The organism is Streptomyces sp. NBC_01264 (genome assembly GCF_026340675.1).
GTDB lineage: Bacteria > Actinomycetota > Actinomycetes > Streptomycetales > Streptomycetaceae > Streptomyces.
The window spans coordinates 99744-115963 of sequence record NZ_JAPEOX010000006.1 but is presented as its reverse complement, the minus strand read 5'-3'; the positions used below and the strand labels follow the sequence as shown (position 1 = coordinate 115963).

General features: G+C 65.2%; 16 protein-coding genes and 2 pseudogenes. 9 read left to right on the top strand and 9 right to left on the bottom strand.

What is annotated here, in order from left to right; translation table 11 throughout:
• Positions 1-38: 38 nt before the first annotated feature.
• Positions 39-1244, bottom strand: a complete 1206-nt coding sequence (locus OG435_RS48440) for a sedoheptulose 7-phosphate cyclase (RefSeq protein WP_266888154.1) — start codon at positions 1242-1244, stop codon at positions 39-41.
• A 175-nt stretch (positions 1245-1419) separates the two neighbouring features.
• Between OG435_RS48440 and OG435_RS48435 the strand changes: the two genes are divergently transcribed.
• Positions 1420-3018, top strand: a complete 1599-nt coding sequence (locus OG435_RS48435; protein ID WP_266888152.1) for a pyranose oxidase — start codon at positions 1420-1422, stop codon at positions 3016-3018.
• A 77-nt stretch (positions 3019-3095) separates the two neighbouring features.
• On the opposite strand, the gene OG435_RS48430 is transcribed toward OG435_RS48435, so the two are convergent.
• Positions 3096-4097: a sugar phosphate isomerase/epimerase family protein gene (locus OG435_RS48430; RefSeq protein ID WP_266888150.1), complete on the bottom strand. Its 1002-nt coding sequence runs from the start codon at positions 4095-4097 to the stop codon at positions 3096-3098.
• Between the two features lie 64 nt (positions 4098-4161).
• Between OG435_RS48430 and OG435_RS48425 the strand changes: the two genes are divergently transcribed.
• Positions 4162-4950 carry an SDR family NAD(P)-dependent oxidoreductase gene (locus OG435_RS48425; RefSeq protein WP_266888148.1) on the top strand — a complete coding sequence of 263 codons (789 nt, stop codon included), beginning with the start codon at positions 4162-4164 and terminating at the stop codon, positions 4948-4950.
• A gap of 58 nt (positions 4951-5008) precedes the next feature.
• Here OG435_RS48425 and OG435_RS48420 read toward each other — a convergent pair whose 3' ends face one another.
• From OG435_RS48420 to OG435_RS48400, 6 genes and pseudogenes are all read right to left on the bottom strand, one after another.
• Entirely contained in the window at positions 5009-6346 is a 1338-nt protein-coding gene (locus OG435_RS48420) for a sugar porter family MFS transporter (RefSeq protein ID WP_266888146.1), read from the bottom strand.
• Positions 6347-6425: 79 nt separating this feature from the next.
• The gene (locus tag OG435_RS48415; RefSeq protein WP_266888144.1) at positions 6426-7526 is read right to left on the bottom strand and encodes a zinc-dependent alcohol dehydrogenase; all 1101 of its coding nucleotides are present in this window, start codon (positions 7524-7526) and stop codon (positions 6426-6428) included.
• 102 nt (positions 7527-7628) lie between these two features.
• Positions 7629-8147: a VOC family protein gene (locus OG435_RS48410; protein WP_266888142.1), complete on the bottom strand. Its 519-nt coding sequence runs from the start codon at positions 8145-8147 to the stop codon at positions 7629-7631.
• Positions 8148-8252: 105 nt separating this feature from the next.
• Entirely contained in the window at positions 8253-8807 is a 555-nt protein-coding gene (locus tag OG435_RS48405) for a hypothetical protein (protein ID WP_266888141.1), read from the bottom strand.
• Between the two features lie 289 nt (positions 8808-9096).
• Positions 9097-9243: pseudogene (locus tag OG435_RS50525) on the bottom strand (transposase); the annotation flags it as partial.
• Positions 9244-9937: 694 nt separating this feature from the next.
• Positions 9938-10669, bottom strand: a complete 732-nt coding sequence (locus OG435_RS48400) for a 3-oxoacyl-[acyl-carrier-protein] synthase III C-terminal domain-containing protein (protein WP_266888139.1) — start codon at positions 10667-10669, stop codon at positions 9938-9940.
• On the opposite strand from OG435_RS48400, the gene OG435_RS50520 reads away from it, so the two are divergent.
• From OG435_RS50520 to OG435_RS48380, 5 genes and pseudogenes are all read left to right on the top strand, one after another.
• Entirely contained in the window at positions 10611-11144 is a 534-nt protein-coding gene (locus OG435_RS50520; RefSeq protein WP_353962814.1) for an MFS transporter, read from the top strand. The genes OG435_RS48400 and OG435_RS50520 overlap by 59 nt on opposite strands.
• 34 nt (positions 11145-11178) lie before the next feature.
• Positions 11179-11340: pseudogene (locus OG435_RS48395) on the top strand (IS6 family transposase); the annotation flags it as partial.
• A 99-nt stretch (positions 11341-11439) separates the two neighbouring features.
• Positions 11440-12248, top strand: a protein-coding gene (locus OG435_RS48390; protein ID WP_430625872.1) for an IS5 family transposase whose coding sequence is annotated in 2 segments (ribosomal slippage) — positions 11440-11788 and positions 11788-12248 — 810 coding nt in all. Because the reading frame shifts where the segments join, the coding sequence is not laid out codon by codon here.
• Between the two features lie 212 nt (positions 12249-12460).
• A complete protein-coding gene (locus tag OG435_RS48385; RefSeq protein ID WP_266888137.1) occupies positions 12461-12607 on the top strand; it encodes a hypothetical protein in 147 nt (48 codons plus the stop codon).
• Positions 12608-12739: 132 nt separating this feature from the next.
• Positions 12740-13411: an IS5 family transposase gene (locus OG435_RS48380; protein ID WP_266888208.1), complete on the top strand. Its 672-nt coding sequence runs from the start codon at positions 12740-12742 to the stop codon at positions 13409-13411.
• On the opposite strand, the gene OG435_RS48375 is transcribed toward OG435_RS48380, so the two are convergent.
• Entirely contained in the window at positions 13392-13838 is a 447-nt protein-coding gene (locus OG435_RS48375) for a hypothetical protein (RefSeq protein ID WP_266882630.1), read from the bottom strand. The two genes, OG435_RS48380 and OG435_RS48375, sit on opposite strands and share 20 nt — an antisense overlap.
• An 849-nt stretch (positions 13839-14687) precedes the next feature.
• On the opposite strand from OG435_RS48375, the gene OG435_RS48370 reads away from it, so the two are divergent.
• Entirely contained in the window at positions 14688-15134 is a 447-nt protein-coding gene (locus OG435_RS48370) for a hypothetical protein (RefSeq protein ID WP_266888136.1), read from the top strand.
• Between the two features lie 767 nt (positions 15135-15901).
• On the top strand, positions 15902-16108 hold the full coding sequence (locus OG435_RS50910; RefSeq protein ID WP_430625879.1) for a transposase: 207 nt from the start codon (positions 15902-15904) through the stop codon (positions 16106-16108).
• Positions 16109-16220: the final 112 nt, after the last annotated feature.

Genomic DNA, 16220 nt, shown 5'->3' with positions numbered 1-16220 from the left:
GGACACCAGAGTGTAGGGCGAGACGCGGGGCGGGTGTCCTACTCATTTGAGGGGAGCTCCAGCTCCACATCAGGGAGCGGGGATTTTCCGTTCAGGATGGAGACCATTGTGGCGGCTGCCCCGGCTACCTCCTGTGTTGTAAGGTCGTCGACGAACGTGGTGATGCCTACGTCCCTCAGCAAGGTGATGTGTTGATGGTTGTCGCGGTGCCGCACCGTTTCGGATAGCGCGTCGTTAAGGATTTCCGGATCACCGAAGAGTGGGTGGGAGGGTTCCAGACCGATGCTCCGTACGGTCTTGATGATCCGCTCCAGTTGCCCATACCGGAGGATTCCGCGGCGTGCGGACAGCACGGCACCGAAGACGCAGCCCATGGCCACGGCCTCGCCATGGAGAATCTCCGGGAGCGCCCTCATTTCTACAGCTGGGGAGAAGGTGTGCCCGTAGTCCACGATACGTCGGAGGTCGGTTTCCCAGAGGTTCTTTTGGAGTTCTTCGGCCATTCCGGCGATGGCACGGTGCATGCACTCCTGGCCGGGTTTTTCAGCGCTGGTCCTGATCCCAGTGTCCTGTAGACGTTCCGTGAGAAGATCTGGGCCGTATGCTTCGAGCAGGTCGAACAGTCGGGCGTCCTTAATCAGAGCCATCTTGATGATTTCGCCCATGCCGCTGCTGATTTGGCGCCGGGGCAGCGTCGCTATCAGCGTTCTGTCGATCAGGGTGCGCGGGGGCGGCGCGAACGTGCCGAGCCGGTTCCGGTGGCCTTCGAAGTTGACGCCGTTCTTCGCTGACACGCTCCCGTCGATTTGCCCGAGCAGCGTGGTGGGCACTCTGACGTAGGGAATGCCGCGCCGGTAGAGGCCAGCGGCCATTCCGACGACGTCCTGGACGACTCCTCCGCCAATGGCGATCGGCGGAGTACCCGCCCGGCGGGTGCCGATTTCGTTCAGACGGCTGGCCACGTGCACGACCTGATCAAGAGTCTTGTGTTCGTCGCCGCCAGGCAGCGTGAGGTAGTCCATGTCCTTGTTACGGGCGGCGAAGTAGCCTCGGATCCGGTCTCCGAAGATCCCTTGCACTGCCTCATCGATTACTACGAGGCGCCTGCCGCCCCCCTGTGACCCGTACGGCAGTGCTGCGAGGTCAGGATTTTCCGGATCAAGGAGATTCGGCGACTCGAGGATTTCATAGTCGATGTGCCGTGTAGCCGACACGGTCCAACTAGCTACGGTCGTCTTCTGCATCTGAACCCCACAAGGATTGGGATCTAGGGCCTATCCATACAGCATACGGCGGTTGGCGCCCTCAAACCTCCAGAGCGCGGCAATGGCTGCACGGACTATCATTGTTTCGCAGATCGACAGATAGGCCCTGAGCGGCTGCCCGCTGGGCCTGGCCGGCACGACGAACGGGACTGCCATGTCGGATACGCACCGTGCCGATGTATTGATCGTGGGGTCCGGCCCGCTGGGGGCGACGTTTGCCCGTAAACTCATCGACGCGGGCAAGCGGGTCCTCATGGTGGAAGCGGGCGAGCAGCTCTCGGCGCGTCCGGGTGAGAACCTCAAGAACGCCTACATCTACCAGCGCGACCCCAACATGTTCGCGCCTGTGATCCGCGGTCACCTGCATCTGTTGTCAGTGCCCTCCAGTGCACGGCCGGAGCTCGCCGTGGACCCGTCGGCCGTGCCCGAGTACGGCACCAACCGCAGCAGTGCCCGCAATGCTGAAAACCCTGATCAGGATCCGTACCGCAACATCCCCGCGGCCGCTGCGTGCTACGCGGTCGGCGGGATGGCCACGCATTGGACCTGCGCCTGCCCCCGGCATCACCCGACGATGGAGCGGTATCAGGGCATCAGTGAGAGTGACTGGGAGACCTACTACGGCCAGGCCGAGGAGATCCTAGGCGTGAGTCGGCACGAGTTCGACGGGTCCATGCGTCAGCAGTTGATCATCGAAGCCCTTCGCGAGGAGTTCTCGGAGCTCCCCGATGGCTATCAGGTCCAAGGCCTTCCCTTGGCGGTCAACCGCCGCGTGGATAACCCCCGCATGGTGCACTGGGCCGGCACGGACACAGTTCTTGGAAGGCTTGCGGACGGTGGGGAGCCTCGGTTCACCCTGCTCCCCCACCACCTGTGCACCCGTTTGGTCCGTGACGCCAGTGGGTCCAGGATCGTGAGCGCGCAGGTCCGGGATCTTGCGCGGAGTCGCGAGATGAGGGTCGAAGCCGACCAATACGTGGTTGCGGCAGGGGCGGTGCTGACGCCGCAGCTGTTGTGGGCCTCCGGGATCCGCCCGCCAGCCCTGGGCCGGTACCTGACCGAACATCCCACGACCTTCTGCCAGGTGACACTGCTGCAGGAGTTGGTCGACCTGGCGGGCACCACTCAGTACTTCAGCAGGCAAGTCCTTGGCCACCGCGAGCGATTCCCCGAGGACGAACTGCCGATCCCGGTGGACGATCCCGACCCCAATGTCTGGATTCCCGTCACGGAGGGACGACCTTGGCATGCACAGATCAATCGCGACTCATTTCACTACGGCGACATACCGCCGCACGTGGACGGGCGCTTGATCGTGGACCTGAGGTGGTTCGGTCTAGTCGATCCACGGCCGGAGAACCGGGTGACGTTCTCGGACACCCACACCGACGTACACGACATGCCGCAACCGACGTTCGACTTCGCCTACAGCGCTGCGGACGGAGCCCGGCTCCACTCGATGATGGGCGAGATGATCCGTGCCGCGCTGGCGATCGGCGGCTTCCTGCCGGGATCGGAGCCCCGTTTTCCTACCCCCGGCCTCCCCCTCCACATCTCAGGGACGGTGCGGATGGGGGAAGACCCGGACACCAGCGTCGTCGACCACAACTCCAAGGTGTGGGGCATGGAGAACCTCTTCCTCGGCGGCAACGGTGTCATTCCGACGGCCACCGCTTGCAATCCGACGCTGACCAGCATGGCTCTTGCTCTGAAGGCATCCGAACGGCTCGTAGGCGGCGAAGGCGGCGACTGACGTTGGGCAGGCTGGGCGTTGCCTGTGAGGCAGGAGAGGGACCGGCGGGCTGCGCGCCCCGGTGCGGACAGCTGCTGCTACGGGAGCTGCCGGGCGGCGGCGAGGAGGTTCTCGGACGCGATCCGCAGGCCCTCCCTCACCGTGATCTCGTCGTCTTCGTGCTCGATGTTGACGGGCATGTCGGGGTCGATCGACGACAAGGCAGCAAGGAAAGACTGCCAGTACGCGGTGTCGTGAGCCCTTCCCACCGCGACGAACTGCCAGGGCGGGTCGTCGGGGAATCTGTTCAGCACGTAATCGCCGCCGAGGCTGATGGCGGAAGGGTCGTCCGGATTCGGGGTGACGTAGCGGTCGTCGAGTACACCGTGCAACTGCATGCTCTTCGGGTTGATCCGAGTGTCCTTGGCCGCAGCGTTGAAGACTCGGTCTCCGAGGTATGCAATGGCGTCGAGCGGTTCCATGCCTTGCCAGAAAAGGTGGCTCGGGTCCATTTCGGCTCCGATATGCGTGGCGTTGGTCTGCTCGATGAGGCGTACCAGGGTGGCCGGGTTGTATACGAGGTTGTGCGGGTGCATCTCGATGCAGATTCGGACTCCCGCCCGGGCTGCGCGGTGCTCGATGTCGGTCCAGAAGGGCACGCCGACCTCCTCCCACTGATAGCGCAGGGCGTCGGTGGCCGCGCTGTGCCAAGGCTGGACCATCCAGGCAGGCGTCCTCCCACCGGGGTGGTCGCCGGGCAGTCCAGACATGGTCACGACGTTGCGTACGCCCAAGAGGCCGGCGAGTTCCACGGCTTGGTGCAGGTCGGCCGTGTAGGTAGCGCCGACCCTGCGGTCGGGGTGAAGGGGGTTGCAGTTGACGTTCAGGGCGGTCAGCTCAATCTGCGCGTCTGCCAGCGTGGCCAGGAACTGGCGGCGGGCCCGGTCCGAGGCCATGAGTGCGTCGACGTGGAGGTGAGGTGCCGGCATGAAGCCACCGGCGTTGAGTTCTATCCCGCCCAGCCCGAGCTCATGCAGAACGTCGAGGCATTCGGTGAGGGTCCGGTCGTGGAGGCAAGCAGTGTAGACGCCGAGTTTCATGGCATTCCCTCGTCTCGTGTTGTAACCCCAACCTCAATTATCCCCTCTAACCATGAGGTGCGTCATGTCCAGTCAGATTCGCAGTGTGCTGATCACCGGATCAACGTCCGGCATCGGAGAGGCCACCGCTGTGGCTTTTGCCCGGGACGGGCATACCGTATATGTCAATGGCCGTGACCCCGCACGCACTCGAGCCGCGGCGAACCGGATCACCGAGGCCGCCGAGGAGGGCTGGGGCAAGGTGCTGCCCGCGGCGGGCGACGTCGCCACCGCCGAAGGAGTACGGAGCGTGTGCGAGGCGGTCCCGGAGCTGGACATCTTGGTGAACAACGCCGGTATCTACACCGAGACACCCGCCTTCGAGATCAGCGATGAGGAGTGGCTGCGCCACTTCGAGGTGAACGTCCTCAGCGGTGTGCGTCTGACCCGCCACTACGCGCCCGCCATGGTGCGCCAAGGATGGGGCCGCGTCATCTTCATCAGCAGTGAGTGCGCGCTGTTCACGCCGAAAGAGATGATCCACTATGGGATGACCAAGGCGGCGCAGCTGTCGGTGTCACGGGGGTTCGCACTCTGGGTGGCGGGCAGCGGGGTCACGGTGAACACCGTACTACCGGGGCCGACGCGTACCCCCGGGGCCGAGGAGTTCATCTCGAAGTCCTATCCGGACCTTTCCTTCGAGGAAGCCGAACGACGGTACTTTCAGTCCTACCGGCCCACGTCGCTCATCCAGCGATTCGCGCTGCCGAGCGAGGTCGCGAACATGATCCGCTACCTCGGATCGGATGAGGCCTCGGCGACGACAGGCTCAGCCCTGCGTGTCGACGGCGGTGTGGTGCCGACCATCGCTTGAGTACACGACCGGGGAACCCCGGCGAGGTGGCACGTACCGCGGACACCGTATGGCCCGCTCACACATGCTTCGTTCTGGAGCGCGGGCCGCTGCGCAAGGCGCGCTGGATCTCCGACAGGTCCCGGTCTTTCGTCTCCGGAACGAAGCGCCGGACCAGGAACAGGAAGAGCAGGCTCAGCACGGCGAAGAAGACAAAGACCAGCCCCACTCTTGCGGGAATCCCCGGCGTCTTGACGACGATAGGGAAGAGCAGGGCGACGACGAGGTTGGCACCCCAGTTCAGCCCGAGCGCCGCCGCGGCCACCCGAACACTGGATTGCTGAGGGAGCACCTCCGCGAGTAGCACCCACGCGACCGGTCCGGCCGAGAACGCGAAACAAGCTGTGTAGATGAGGATTGCACCAACGGTGACCGGACCTGTGACCGCTCCGCCCGCTCCGAGCAGGCTGCCGCCGGCCAGGCAGAGGGACAGGGCCATGCCAGTCAGGCCTACGGAGAGCAGCACCCGCCTGCCATAGCGACGGATCAGACCGAGCGCGATCACGGAGGCGGCGAAGTTCATCACGCCGATCGACAGACTTGCGATCTCCGCTCCGTTTGTTCCTCCGAGTCCCGCGGTCGAGAACACCAGTGTGGAGTAGTAGACCACCGCTCCGATCCCGACCAGGGCGTTCATGAGGGCAGCTCCGAGCGCGATGGCCGTTGCCAGCCTGCGGTCGGGGTCGCTCAGGCTGCGCAGCACCCCGTCATCGGGAAGACCCCGGACACGGACCAGACGCGCGTACTCAGCAAGGGCCTCCTCTCGGCCTCGGGTGGAACGCAGGACCCGGCGTGCCTCCTCCTCCTGTCCGCCTGCCAGCAAGTCGGCGGGTGTCCGCGGGAGGAGGAAGGCTGAAACGGCCTGGAACACGGCGGGGACTGCGTTCACGGCCACCACGAGGCGCCACTGACCAGAGTCGGGCAGGGCTGCTCCCAGGGACAGCGCGATCAACACGCCCACGGTGATGGCGAGCTGGTAGCTGGTGATCATGAAACCACGTAGGCGTGCAGCCGCCAGTTCGGCGAGTAGCACCGGCGCGACGGCCGAAGTGACGCCGACGGACATCCCGATCAGGAAACGGCCCCCGACGAGCGTCAGCTCGTTAGGTGCTACCGAGCAGATCCCGGCGGAGGCGGTCGCGACTAGACCGCTGACGACGAGGGCGGAGCGGCGACCGAGCCTCTGCGTGAGCGCGCCAGTCACCAGGCATCCGGTCAGTGCGCCCACCACGAGGGCGCTCACCACGACCCCTTGGTGGAGGTCGGTTAGTAACCACTTGTGTCGGATCTCGTCGATGATCTGGTTCATCGACGAGATCGAGAAGCCGAAAAGGACGCCGCACGAGGCGGCTAGCATGAAGAGACGACCAGTTACCCTGCCCGTCCGCTGCCAGCCCGGACCATGCGAAAGCCCCCGCCGCCGCCCTCGCCCCACTTCAGGGCCCCGTCAGGACGATCTTCACGACATCACCAGACAGGTCATCGAGCGCCGCCATGGCCTCCTCGAACGGTCGGCTCCGGGTGATGAGCGCTTCGAAGGGCAAGTCTCCCCGAGCCAACAGCGCCATGCCCTCGGTATAGGACCTAGGCGGATTGAAACTCACTCCCAGCAAACGCAGGTTGCGCTGGCAGACATCCCGAGCCGGATCCAGCAGCACGGTGGTCCCATCGGAGATGATGTTGCCGACCTCTACGACCGTTCCCAGCCGGCGGACCATGCCCAAGCCCTCTCTGAGGGCTGCCGCGCTGTTCGTCGCGTCGACCAAAAGATCCGCGCCACGTCCCTGCGTCACGTCCAGCACCGCATCACGACGGACAGCCGCATCAGTTTCGCTGGTGTCCAGAACGAGATCGACACCCACGGCACGGGCGGCCGCCAACCGGGCCTGGCGTGCACCGGAGGCCACCACGGTTCCGACCCCGGCCTGGCGGAGCACGATGCAGGTGAGCAAGCCCACCGCCCCCAAACCCAGGACCACGGCCGTCGAATCCGGGGTGAGGACCTCGTCCCAGGCACCCGTAGGAGTACGAGTCACGTCCACGGTTCGCACCGCCACGGCCAACGGGTCCAACAGAGATGCCACGGTGTCGGCCATCTCCTGCGGCACCCGCCACATGTATGTGCCGGGACGGACGTCCACGTGGCGACCGAACCCGCCCGTCAGCGACGGGCTGCAGCGATCGCCGATTGCCCCGGCCAGCGGCGGCAGCCCGATCGCCTCGGGCGGAATCCCGTAAACGAAGGCGTTGGTGCAGGTTGTGGCGCCGGGGCCGAAGCGTTGGCACCCCCAGCAGCGGCGGCAGGGAAGCCACGGGAACAACGCGATGCGGTCACCCTCCACCAACTGCTCGCCGTCGGCGTCACGATGTTCGTGCCCAGGCCCGAAAGCAACAATCCTCCCGACGATTTCGTGGCCGAGGACTAGCGGGGCGGAGGGGACACTCGACAGGAAGTGCAGGTCAGTGCCGCAGATCCCGTTCGCTGTCACCTCCAACAACAGTCCTCCGGGACTGGGCTCCGGCAGCGGCAGGGACATCCACTCCAGCCGATTCGCACCCGTCCATACCTGCGCACCCGTCGACTCCACTGTTCCTCACCACCTGTTCTGGCCCACTGGACCGCGCGGCAGCCGTTCCGTTCATGCCCGCTCGGGCGGCCACAGGCCGGGAAACCCACGCTCGTCGATGTAGGCGGGCCGACCGTCGTCCATCACGATGGGCTGGGGGACGGGGCTCACGAATTCCAACCTGATGCCGTGGAGGTCTTCCTTTTTCGTGAACCAGAGCAGGATCTTCCCGTCCTCGTCCAGGGCCATTCCATCGCAGCCCATCCCGCAGGCAGACAGATCCCGCTTCTTCCCTTCCACATCCGGGTGGTCCATGAAGCCGAGGTGATGAATTCCCTCGCCCTGCGCAGCGGAGTGGGTCCCCACGCCATGGAACTCCATGAGTTCGATGAAAGGCGGCCCCTCCTTGGAAAAGGAAATCCGAGCATCATGGTGATGGGGGTGCGCGTCGCTATGGTCCACGTAGAAATCAGTCTGGTAACGCGCGACCTCGCTGAACCTGTATCCGGTGGCGAGCGACCAGCGCTCGATTGCCTCTTCCAAGTCGGCCACAAGCAACCCTATGTGGTGAATCGGTTCGGTGAGAGCCATGTGCCGCACCCGTGCCTTCCCATCCCGTAGGCGACCCTGTGTACGGGACTACCAGATCTCACGCTACTCCGGCCGCCGTCCGCCCGCGCCCCGGAAATACAGCCCCTACAGCCACGGCAGCTGTAGTTCGGATCTTGCGGCTGCGGTGACCTCGTTCCAGCAGTGGTGACAGGTGGCAGCCTGGATCTGGTGACATCGTCGCCATCTGGACCAGTGCAGGACGTGCTCGGCGTCGGTCACGGGCTGTGGCAGTACGAAGGCCCGCAGGATCCGCAGGAGTTCGGGGCGGCTGATGGGGATCATGGCGGCTGTTGCCGGGGCGGGCTCGCTGGCGTGAGCGAGGTCGGTGGCGCGGTGCAGGGCTGCACCGACGGATGGGAGAGCGGCGGCGATGAGGCTGATCAGGCTCCAGCGGTGCCAGGAGTTCCAGCAGGTCACCTGCCCCTGATCGAGGCCGGTCAGAGACTTCGCCGCCTGAAAGTCCTCCTCGACCCGCCAGCGGCGGCAGACCACTTCGATGAGCTCGCCGAGTGCGATGGGGCCGGCGGAGTGGTAGCGGTAGAAGGACAGCTGGTGAGTGTAGCGGTGGCGGCGGATGAGCAGGAAGCTGTGTCCGGCCGCCTGGCCGGACGGGGTGTCGTCGCCGATGACCTCGATCATCGCCCAGTCGCAGTGCCGGTCGCCCTTCGTGCCGTGTCCCGCGCAGCCGCTGCCAGGCCCAACGCGGCAGCTGCGCCAGCACACTCGCGGTCGCCAAGCGGCCGGCCGGGGTGCCGCCCGATGCGTGGCGGGCACCGCAGTCGCGTAGTCGTATTCGAGCTCGCGTATTGATTTGCGAAGGCCACGGCCTCCGTAGACCTCGTCGGCGGCCACCCAGCGGGCCCGGAATCCCTGCGCGGGCACGGGCGAGCATCACCGCGGCCTGCTGCGGTTTGGTCGCGAACGCCACCTCGTCCGGGACACCGACCAGCTCGCGGCGCTCGTCATCAAAGGCCCAGTCCCGGGACAGATACAAGGTCCGGTCGACCAACGCGCTCCCGGCGCTGCTCGCGCAGGAGAGGTGCACCGCGACCTGGCACAGACCGACCCCGCCCAAAGCACCGGAGTACTGTCTCGCCGCCCCGACCGCGTCGGCCGAGAGGACTTCTCGTCACGGTCTCACCAGCACGGCTGTTCCTCCGCCAGATAGCCCACCGCGAAGGCCGCGAGGTGTTCGCGTACCGCCTCGTGATCCCACGCCGCCCGCGACAGGAAGTGCTGCAGCCGATGTGGACCTGAGTGCCCCAGCGCCTCAGCCAATGTCCAGAATGGCCCTAGTTAGCGGCCTTCGAACTCGGCTCCACCTGGCTGTTTTTCGACAGAAACCTGCATTCCTGCAACCTGATCACGTGTTCCGAATAGGCTCTCGAATAGAGTTCGCTCAAAGTCCAGACCCGTCTGTAGGTCTGCACTCGCTCCGAGGTCACCGCCAGTTTGATAGCACGCAGTGCGAGAGCAGGCCCCTGTCGGAACTGGGCCGCCCATGCTATTGCTGACCCAATTACCTTTTCACTCGGAACGACCTGATCCGCGCGATTTCTGTGACAATTTGAGAAGAGGTCTTCCACAGTTTTGGCAGCGATTTGAGATGTATGATCACTGACTTCGGCGTACCGCCTCGGCGCTATCCCTGTGCGCTCCATTAGCCACTCCGGAGTGGCTCCGGTCCACTGGCTAATCTGCGAATTGTCAATGCGTCGTTCCGGTGCGTAGCGACCCAACGCAAGTATGCCGACTGGCATATCGTTCTCCTAGCTGTAGCCCGGAGTTTCTTCGATTTCGACTACGACACATGTCCAACTGAAGCCGCCGCCAACTCCCATCAACATTATCCGCATTCCCTGATTCAACCGACCAGATTCTGCAAGATAATTGAATCCTGCGAGTTGATCGGCTGCGCCCAAATGCCCGGTTCTGCGCGAAAAATCCCATGCAGTTCTCGATAGATCACATTCACCCAAGGGTCGCAGGCACTGTTTAACTGTAAGTGCGGCACCTAGATGAGGCGTCACAAGGAAGTCCATTTCCTTCACGCTCGAGCCTGCTTCATCGAGTGCCTCGTGAGCTACTTGCCGCTGCCCTCTTTCGATCCTGTGCCAGACGTCAGCCTCATCGACAGTTTCCAAGAATTCCCGGCGACGACGGTTCAGATTAATTGGGTGATCTGCACTATATTGAAATGGGCCAAATGGCTGGCTTCCTCTGTGCGCTCCTTCTAGCTCTGGGTCTGTATACGTGACCATCGAAAGAATACGCGCAAATCCCTGTTCGCGTGAGAGCGCAAATGCTCCAGCTCCATCGCCGAAAAGAAGACGGTCAGTCCTCCAACGATTGAAAGATGGATCGTTCCAGTTGTCGCCGGCTGTGACCACGGAAACGCCCGATTCGGGGTTATCTACCAGCCGGGTCCTCAGGGGTGCGCCAATGTCTAATTCCGCGGTCGAGCAAAGCAGGTTCGCGCTCTGGGCAGTGACCTTGTCCATGTTCTGCGTTCAATTGGACTTCTTTGCCCTGAATCTAGCCGTGCCGCGTATGGCTGTAGATATGCATGTAGGCACGATGAATCTCCAATGGATTGTCAGTGGCTACATGCTCTCGGCCGGCGCCTTCCTTATTCCTGCTGGTCGCCTAGGCGATCTATTCGGTCGGTTAAATGCAATGCCAGTGGGCGTCGCACTATTCGGATTGACATCTCTGGTGTGCGCATCAGTATCCGATGCGCGAACCCTTATCGGCTCGCGTGTCCTTCAAGGTTTCGGCGCTGCTCTAATTGTCCGGTTGGATTCTCATTGCCTACCAACGTATTCCCTAAGGAGAAGCGAGGGATGGCGACGGGGGTCGCAATTACCGTTGCTGGAATTTGGACCGCGATTGGGCCATTTATTGGAGGCACATTTACTCAGGTTCCGGTGTCTGTCACGGCGGCATTGTCACGTTGTCGGTGGCGGTCTGGGATGATCTTGGGGTTGTCTGTCTGGGGAGGCAGTGCGTCGTGTCGTCTGTGGTGCCGTCGTACGCGAATCACCGCTACCCGGTGGAGATCATTTCGCACTGTGTGTGGCTGTACTTCCGCTTCCCGCTCTCCTTACGCGAGGTGGAGGAGATGATGCTCGAGCGGGGCGTGATCGTCTCCTACGAGACGGTCCGCCGCTGGTGTCGTTCGGCCAGGTCTACGCCAACAGCCTGCGCCGCAGGCGGCACAGACCCGCGATAAGAAGCCATCTCATTTGGGCTTCGCGGTAGGCTGTCGGCCATGGTGGGGATCGTTGAACGGCTGGTGCCGGACGAGTTGTGGGAGCTGTTCCAGCGGGTGGTGCCGCAGGCGCCGTCGCGGCCGCAGGGCGGTGGTCGGCGCCGGCACGGCGACCGGGAGGTGCTTGCCGCGATCGTGTTCGTGGCGACGTCGGGTTGTACCTGGCAGCAGGTGCCTTCGGCATCGTTCGGGCCGTCGGGGGCGACAGCTCACCGGCGGTTCACCGAGTGGAGCAAAGCGCGGGTGTGGGCCAAGCTCCACCGCCTGGTCCTCGACGAACTGGGCGCCCGCGGCGAGTTGGACTGGTCCCGCTGCGCGATCGACTCCGTGAACATGCGGGCCCTGAAAAAGGGGACCTGACAGGTCCGAATCCTGTCGACTGGGGCAAGTTCGGGTCGAAGATCCACTTGATCACCGAGCGGACCGGTCTGCCCCTGTCCGTCGGCATCTCGGGCGCCAACCTGCACGATAGCCAGGCCCTTGAGCCCCTTGTCCGTGGCATACCGCCCATCCGCTCACGCCGCGGACGCCGACGGCGCCGACCCGGCAAGCTCCACGCGGACAAGGCCTACGACTACGCCCACCTGCGGCGATGGTTACGTGAACGCGGAATCAGGCACCGCATTGCCCGCCGAGGCGTTGAATCCTCGCAGCGGCTGGGCCGCCACCGCTGGACCGTCGAGCGCACCATGGCCTGGCTCTCCGGCTGCCGCCGCCTACACCGCCGCTACGAACGCAAAGCCGAGCATTTCCTTGCCTTCGCCAGCATCGCCTGCACTCTCATCTGCTACCGCCGGCTCACCAAATGAGATGACGTCTTACTGCTGCCCCCTGGGCTTGAAAACCGTCTACCGGCTCAGCTTCACCCAGGAGCAGCGTCGCACCGGCGCACGCCACACCCTCAGAGCCTGGTGATGATGGGGCCAGGGGTTCGAGTGGGGGTTTCTGTGGCCTGGGAGGCATGGAGAGAGGGGCCCTCTGGAGAGTTTTTCGTTGCCACGAAACAACCCCGGAGGCCCCCGTGCCGCAGTTGTACCAACTTGCCGTGCCCGCCGACAACTTCACCCGCCCCGCGTGCAGGTGTCTGCCGTGCCGGTTCGGGAACGTGCCGTCCGGGGCGCCGGTGTACGAGCGGGCCTTCGAGACGGACATGACCGAGGCAGAGTAGGACGAGGTGCGCGCGGCCATCCCGCCGCCGCCGTGGCTGGAGGGGCGCGGGGGCCGGCCGGAGGAGTATTGCCACCGGCGAATGTTGGACGCGCTGCGCTATCTCGCGGACAACGGGGGAAAGTGACGTTCGCTGCCCGAGCCGTTCCCGCCGCCGCGCAAGGTCTTCGACTTCTTCCGCCGCTGGGTACGCCAGGGCGTGTTCGCCATGATCCACTCCTTGCTGGTGAAGGAGATCCGCCGCCGCGAGGGCCGTGCCGAACAGCCGACGGCCGCGATCATCGACGCGCAGTCGCTCAAGGCGGCCGAGACGGTGGGTGCCGCGAGCCGTGGGTTCGACGGCGGCAAGCAGGTCAACGGGCGCAAGCGGCACATCGTCGTCGACACCCTCGGCCTGGTCCTGCTGGTGGCCGTCACCGCCGCCGACGTGAACGACCGCACCGCGGCCATGGCCCTCTTCGACCGTCTGCGGCTGCTGTTCTCCCAGGTCACCAAGGTCTGGGCGGACCACGTCTACGACGGCGAACTCGTGCCCTGGGCCCGCCGGCACCTCGGTTTGGACTTGGAGATCCCTGTGCACCCCGGCCGCCGCAAGGCGCAGGGTTTCAAGGTCATCCCCAAGCGGTGGATCGTGGAACGCACGCTGGCGTGGATCACTCGGCGGCGTCGCTGCGTGCGCGACTACGAACGCCGCCTGGACCACCACGCCGCCTTCGTCCTGCTCGCGGTGGGCATCGCGATGAGCCGCCGACTGGCCGGCCGTGCCGACGCCCCTGCCCGGCGGGTCAGCCGGGCAGCCTGGTGAACCTCCCGTCGCCTCGCTTCACGATCCACCCTCGGGCCGCCAGCCGGGAACACACGTCCCGCGCCCGCTGCTGACGCGCCGGCGTCGCCTCCCAGCCCAGTTTCTCGGCCACTTGCCGCGCCAGCACCGGACCCTTCACCTCCCGCACGACCGCCAGCGCCGCCCGATACACCCCGGGCAGCACACTCTCGTCCCGTCCCGGCTCCCACGACGCCACCGCTCCACGCACCACGGCCGCCTTATCCGTCAGTTCCAACCGCTCCTCCAAGGCGAGGCGCAGCCGGCGCACCGCGTCCTCCTCCGCGCTCGCTTCCGTCAGCCAGAAGTCCACCTGCTCCTGGGCCTCGGCCAGCAACGCCTGCCACTCCATGGCCTTCCCCCGCGCCAGCTCGGCCTTCGCCGTCATCAACGACACCACGGACACCATCGAGACCTCCCGCATCGCTCCCGGAACCTCTCGATGCCTCTCCCCGGAATCCAGCCCGCACCCACCCGACGGAGCGATCACCCGCCAGAGCGGCCCCACTCGCACTGGCTAACCCTTGATCACCAGGCTCTTAGGGGGCCGGCGCTCTCTATGCGGCGGACCGCCGTAAACGCGAATACATGTGGTGCCAGGACATGCCACAAGTCACCGGATGTTCCCCCAGCACTCCATCGCGGTGCTGGTCCTCCGCCGAAGGCCTGCCCCGCGTCATCCGCCCAGTCCACGAGATCGAGCCCGAAGGCATCCCGAACGCGCGTGGTTCGGGCTGGGCGTACGGGGAGGACGGCTGGAGCGGTGTCAGCTCGTCGGTCTTCTCGTGGACTGGTCCCGGTCCAGGGCCACGGGTCGCCCGCAGATGGGCGCTCCCGGCGGGGCAGCTCGGCAACCGCAGGACAAGCCATGACTACCGCCGGCATCATGCGCCGAGTGATCTCGCCAGGGACACGGCGGCGACTGCCGGTCCCGGGTAAGGCGACGACATCAGGCACGCCTGAGTTGTCTCCTCATGCTTCTCGGCTTGGCGTCTGACTGCAAGCCGGAGCCACGGTTCCGGGTTCGGCAGCTGAGCGGGCGTTGAGTCGCCTGACCCCGGTGGTCACATGAAACGTGGTGGCGGGTTCCCGTGAGGACGTGTGATGGTTCGGCCCATGGGCGACTCCAGGGCGTATGCCGTCTACCAGACCACCGATGCCACCAAGGCGTACACGCAGGCCAAGCAGCTACGTTCGCTGATGACAGAGCGCGAGGAGAAGACTGGATCTCTTCGCCGAGCTACGAACGGTCGAAGACGTGCGGCAGATGGCTGCGGTCCTGCCTGGCGGACGGTTCGACTTCGCCGACATGCGTACCGGTCCGTCGGATGAGGAGCTCTGGTTCGACCTGGACGTGGCAACGGCCGCCGACGCCGTGCTGGAGGCGCACCTACCGCTCGACGTCATGCTGGACGTTCCGGCCGGGAGCGTGGAAGAACGCTTCGTCGCGGCTCTCGGGCAGGGCATGGCCTCCATCGACTGGCCGGGTCTGTGGCCGGACGAACCAGAGGCGGGTCACTACGGGAGCGCGAAGTACGACGGTGTGCAGATCGTGTTCCACGGCGACAACGCCCAACTGGGCCACTGGACCGAGCAGCACACCGTCTTCTTCCACGTCGGCAAGTTCGGTGACCTCCCCCGGGCCCAGAAACTCGCCGCGCACATCGGCAGCAGGGTTCTGGGCGAGCCACAGACCGGATGGTGACCCGACGGCGCGATGCGGCGTGATCGGCATTCGGCTTGGGCGCGACATTCGACAGTGCCGCGGGCCCGACCGGCTGCGACCGCGTCCGGTAGACCCCGGGCACCAGCCGGATCGCGTCCAGCAGCCGGGAGCAGAGTCGAGGTCTTGCGCCCTCAGAGCAAGTTGTCGGCGGTAGGCCTGCGGCCGGATGCGACAGCCGCACGAATGATCGACTGCTGGGCGGCTTCTGCCGGCCGGCCCGACGGCGCCCGCAAACGCGTAGCCACGCCCTCATAGGAGCGTCTGCTCGTCGATCCAGTGTGCCGTTTACTGAGTACTTGACGCTGTCGGGAATCTCCCGAGTTGGGCAGATGTAACTTGCTTTGAGACGGGCGCGAGTTGGAATCACAGCTGAGGGGCTTCTCCGCGTCTCGTAGTCGGCGGCGTCAGCCATGGCGCATGGTGCGCCACGAAGCAGCCTGGTTCGCCCATTCATCAGCCCGGATCCCAGTCGAACACGGCATCGCCCACCTCACGAACTGGCGGGCACTCTGGACCGCCCCAGGTCGAATGGAGACTCGAACCCGTGAAAGGATCGAGTCCCAACAAAGCCAACCAGCCGCATGTGCTGGCCAGACGGGCGACGAGGGCGTGTAGCCGAAGTCCGAGGTGCGGAAGAACGGCTAGCAGATCGCGGAGCACATGGGGCACGCGGCGCCGGACCGGGCCCAGTGGTTCATGGCCCGCTCCACCTGGCTCGCCGATCAACTGCGCGATGGAGTGCGCTCGTGGCGGGGCATCTGGGCAGGCCGGAGGACGCGCTGGTGCTGGACGAGACGGCACCGTTGAAGAAGGCCCGGATGCCGGTGGGGGTGGCACGGCAGTACGCGGGGATCACCGGGCAGATCGAGAGCTGCCAGGTCAAGGTTCTGCGTGTATGCCTCCGATACCGGAAGCGCGCTGATCGGCTGGGGGCCTACGTACCCGCCGGCTGAGCCGGTCCTGGAGTCAGTGGGGTGACGGTTCGGCCACGGGCTGAGCCGCGGCCGGTGCGCGCAAGGCAAAGGCCCCGGAGGGCTGCTCCGCCGCCATGGTGGAGGCGGAGCA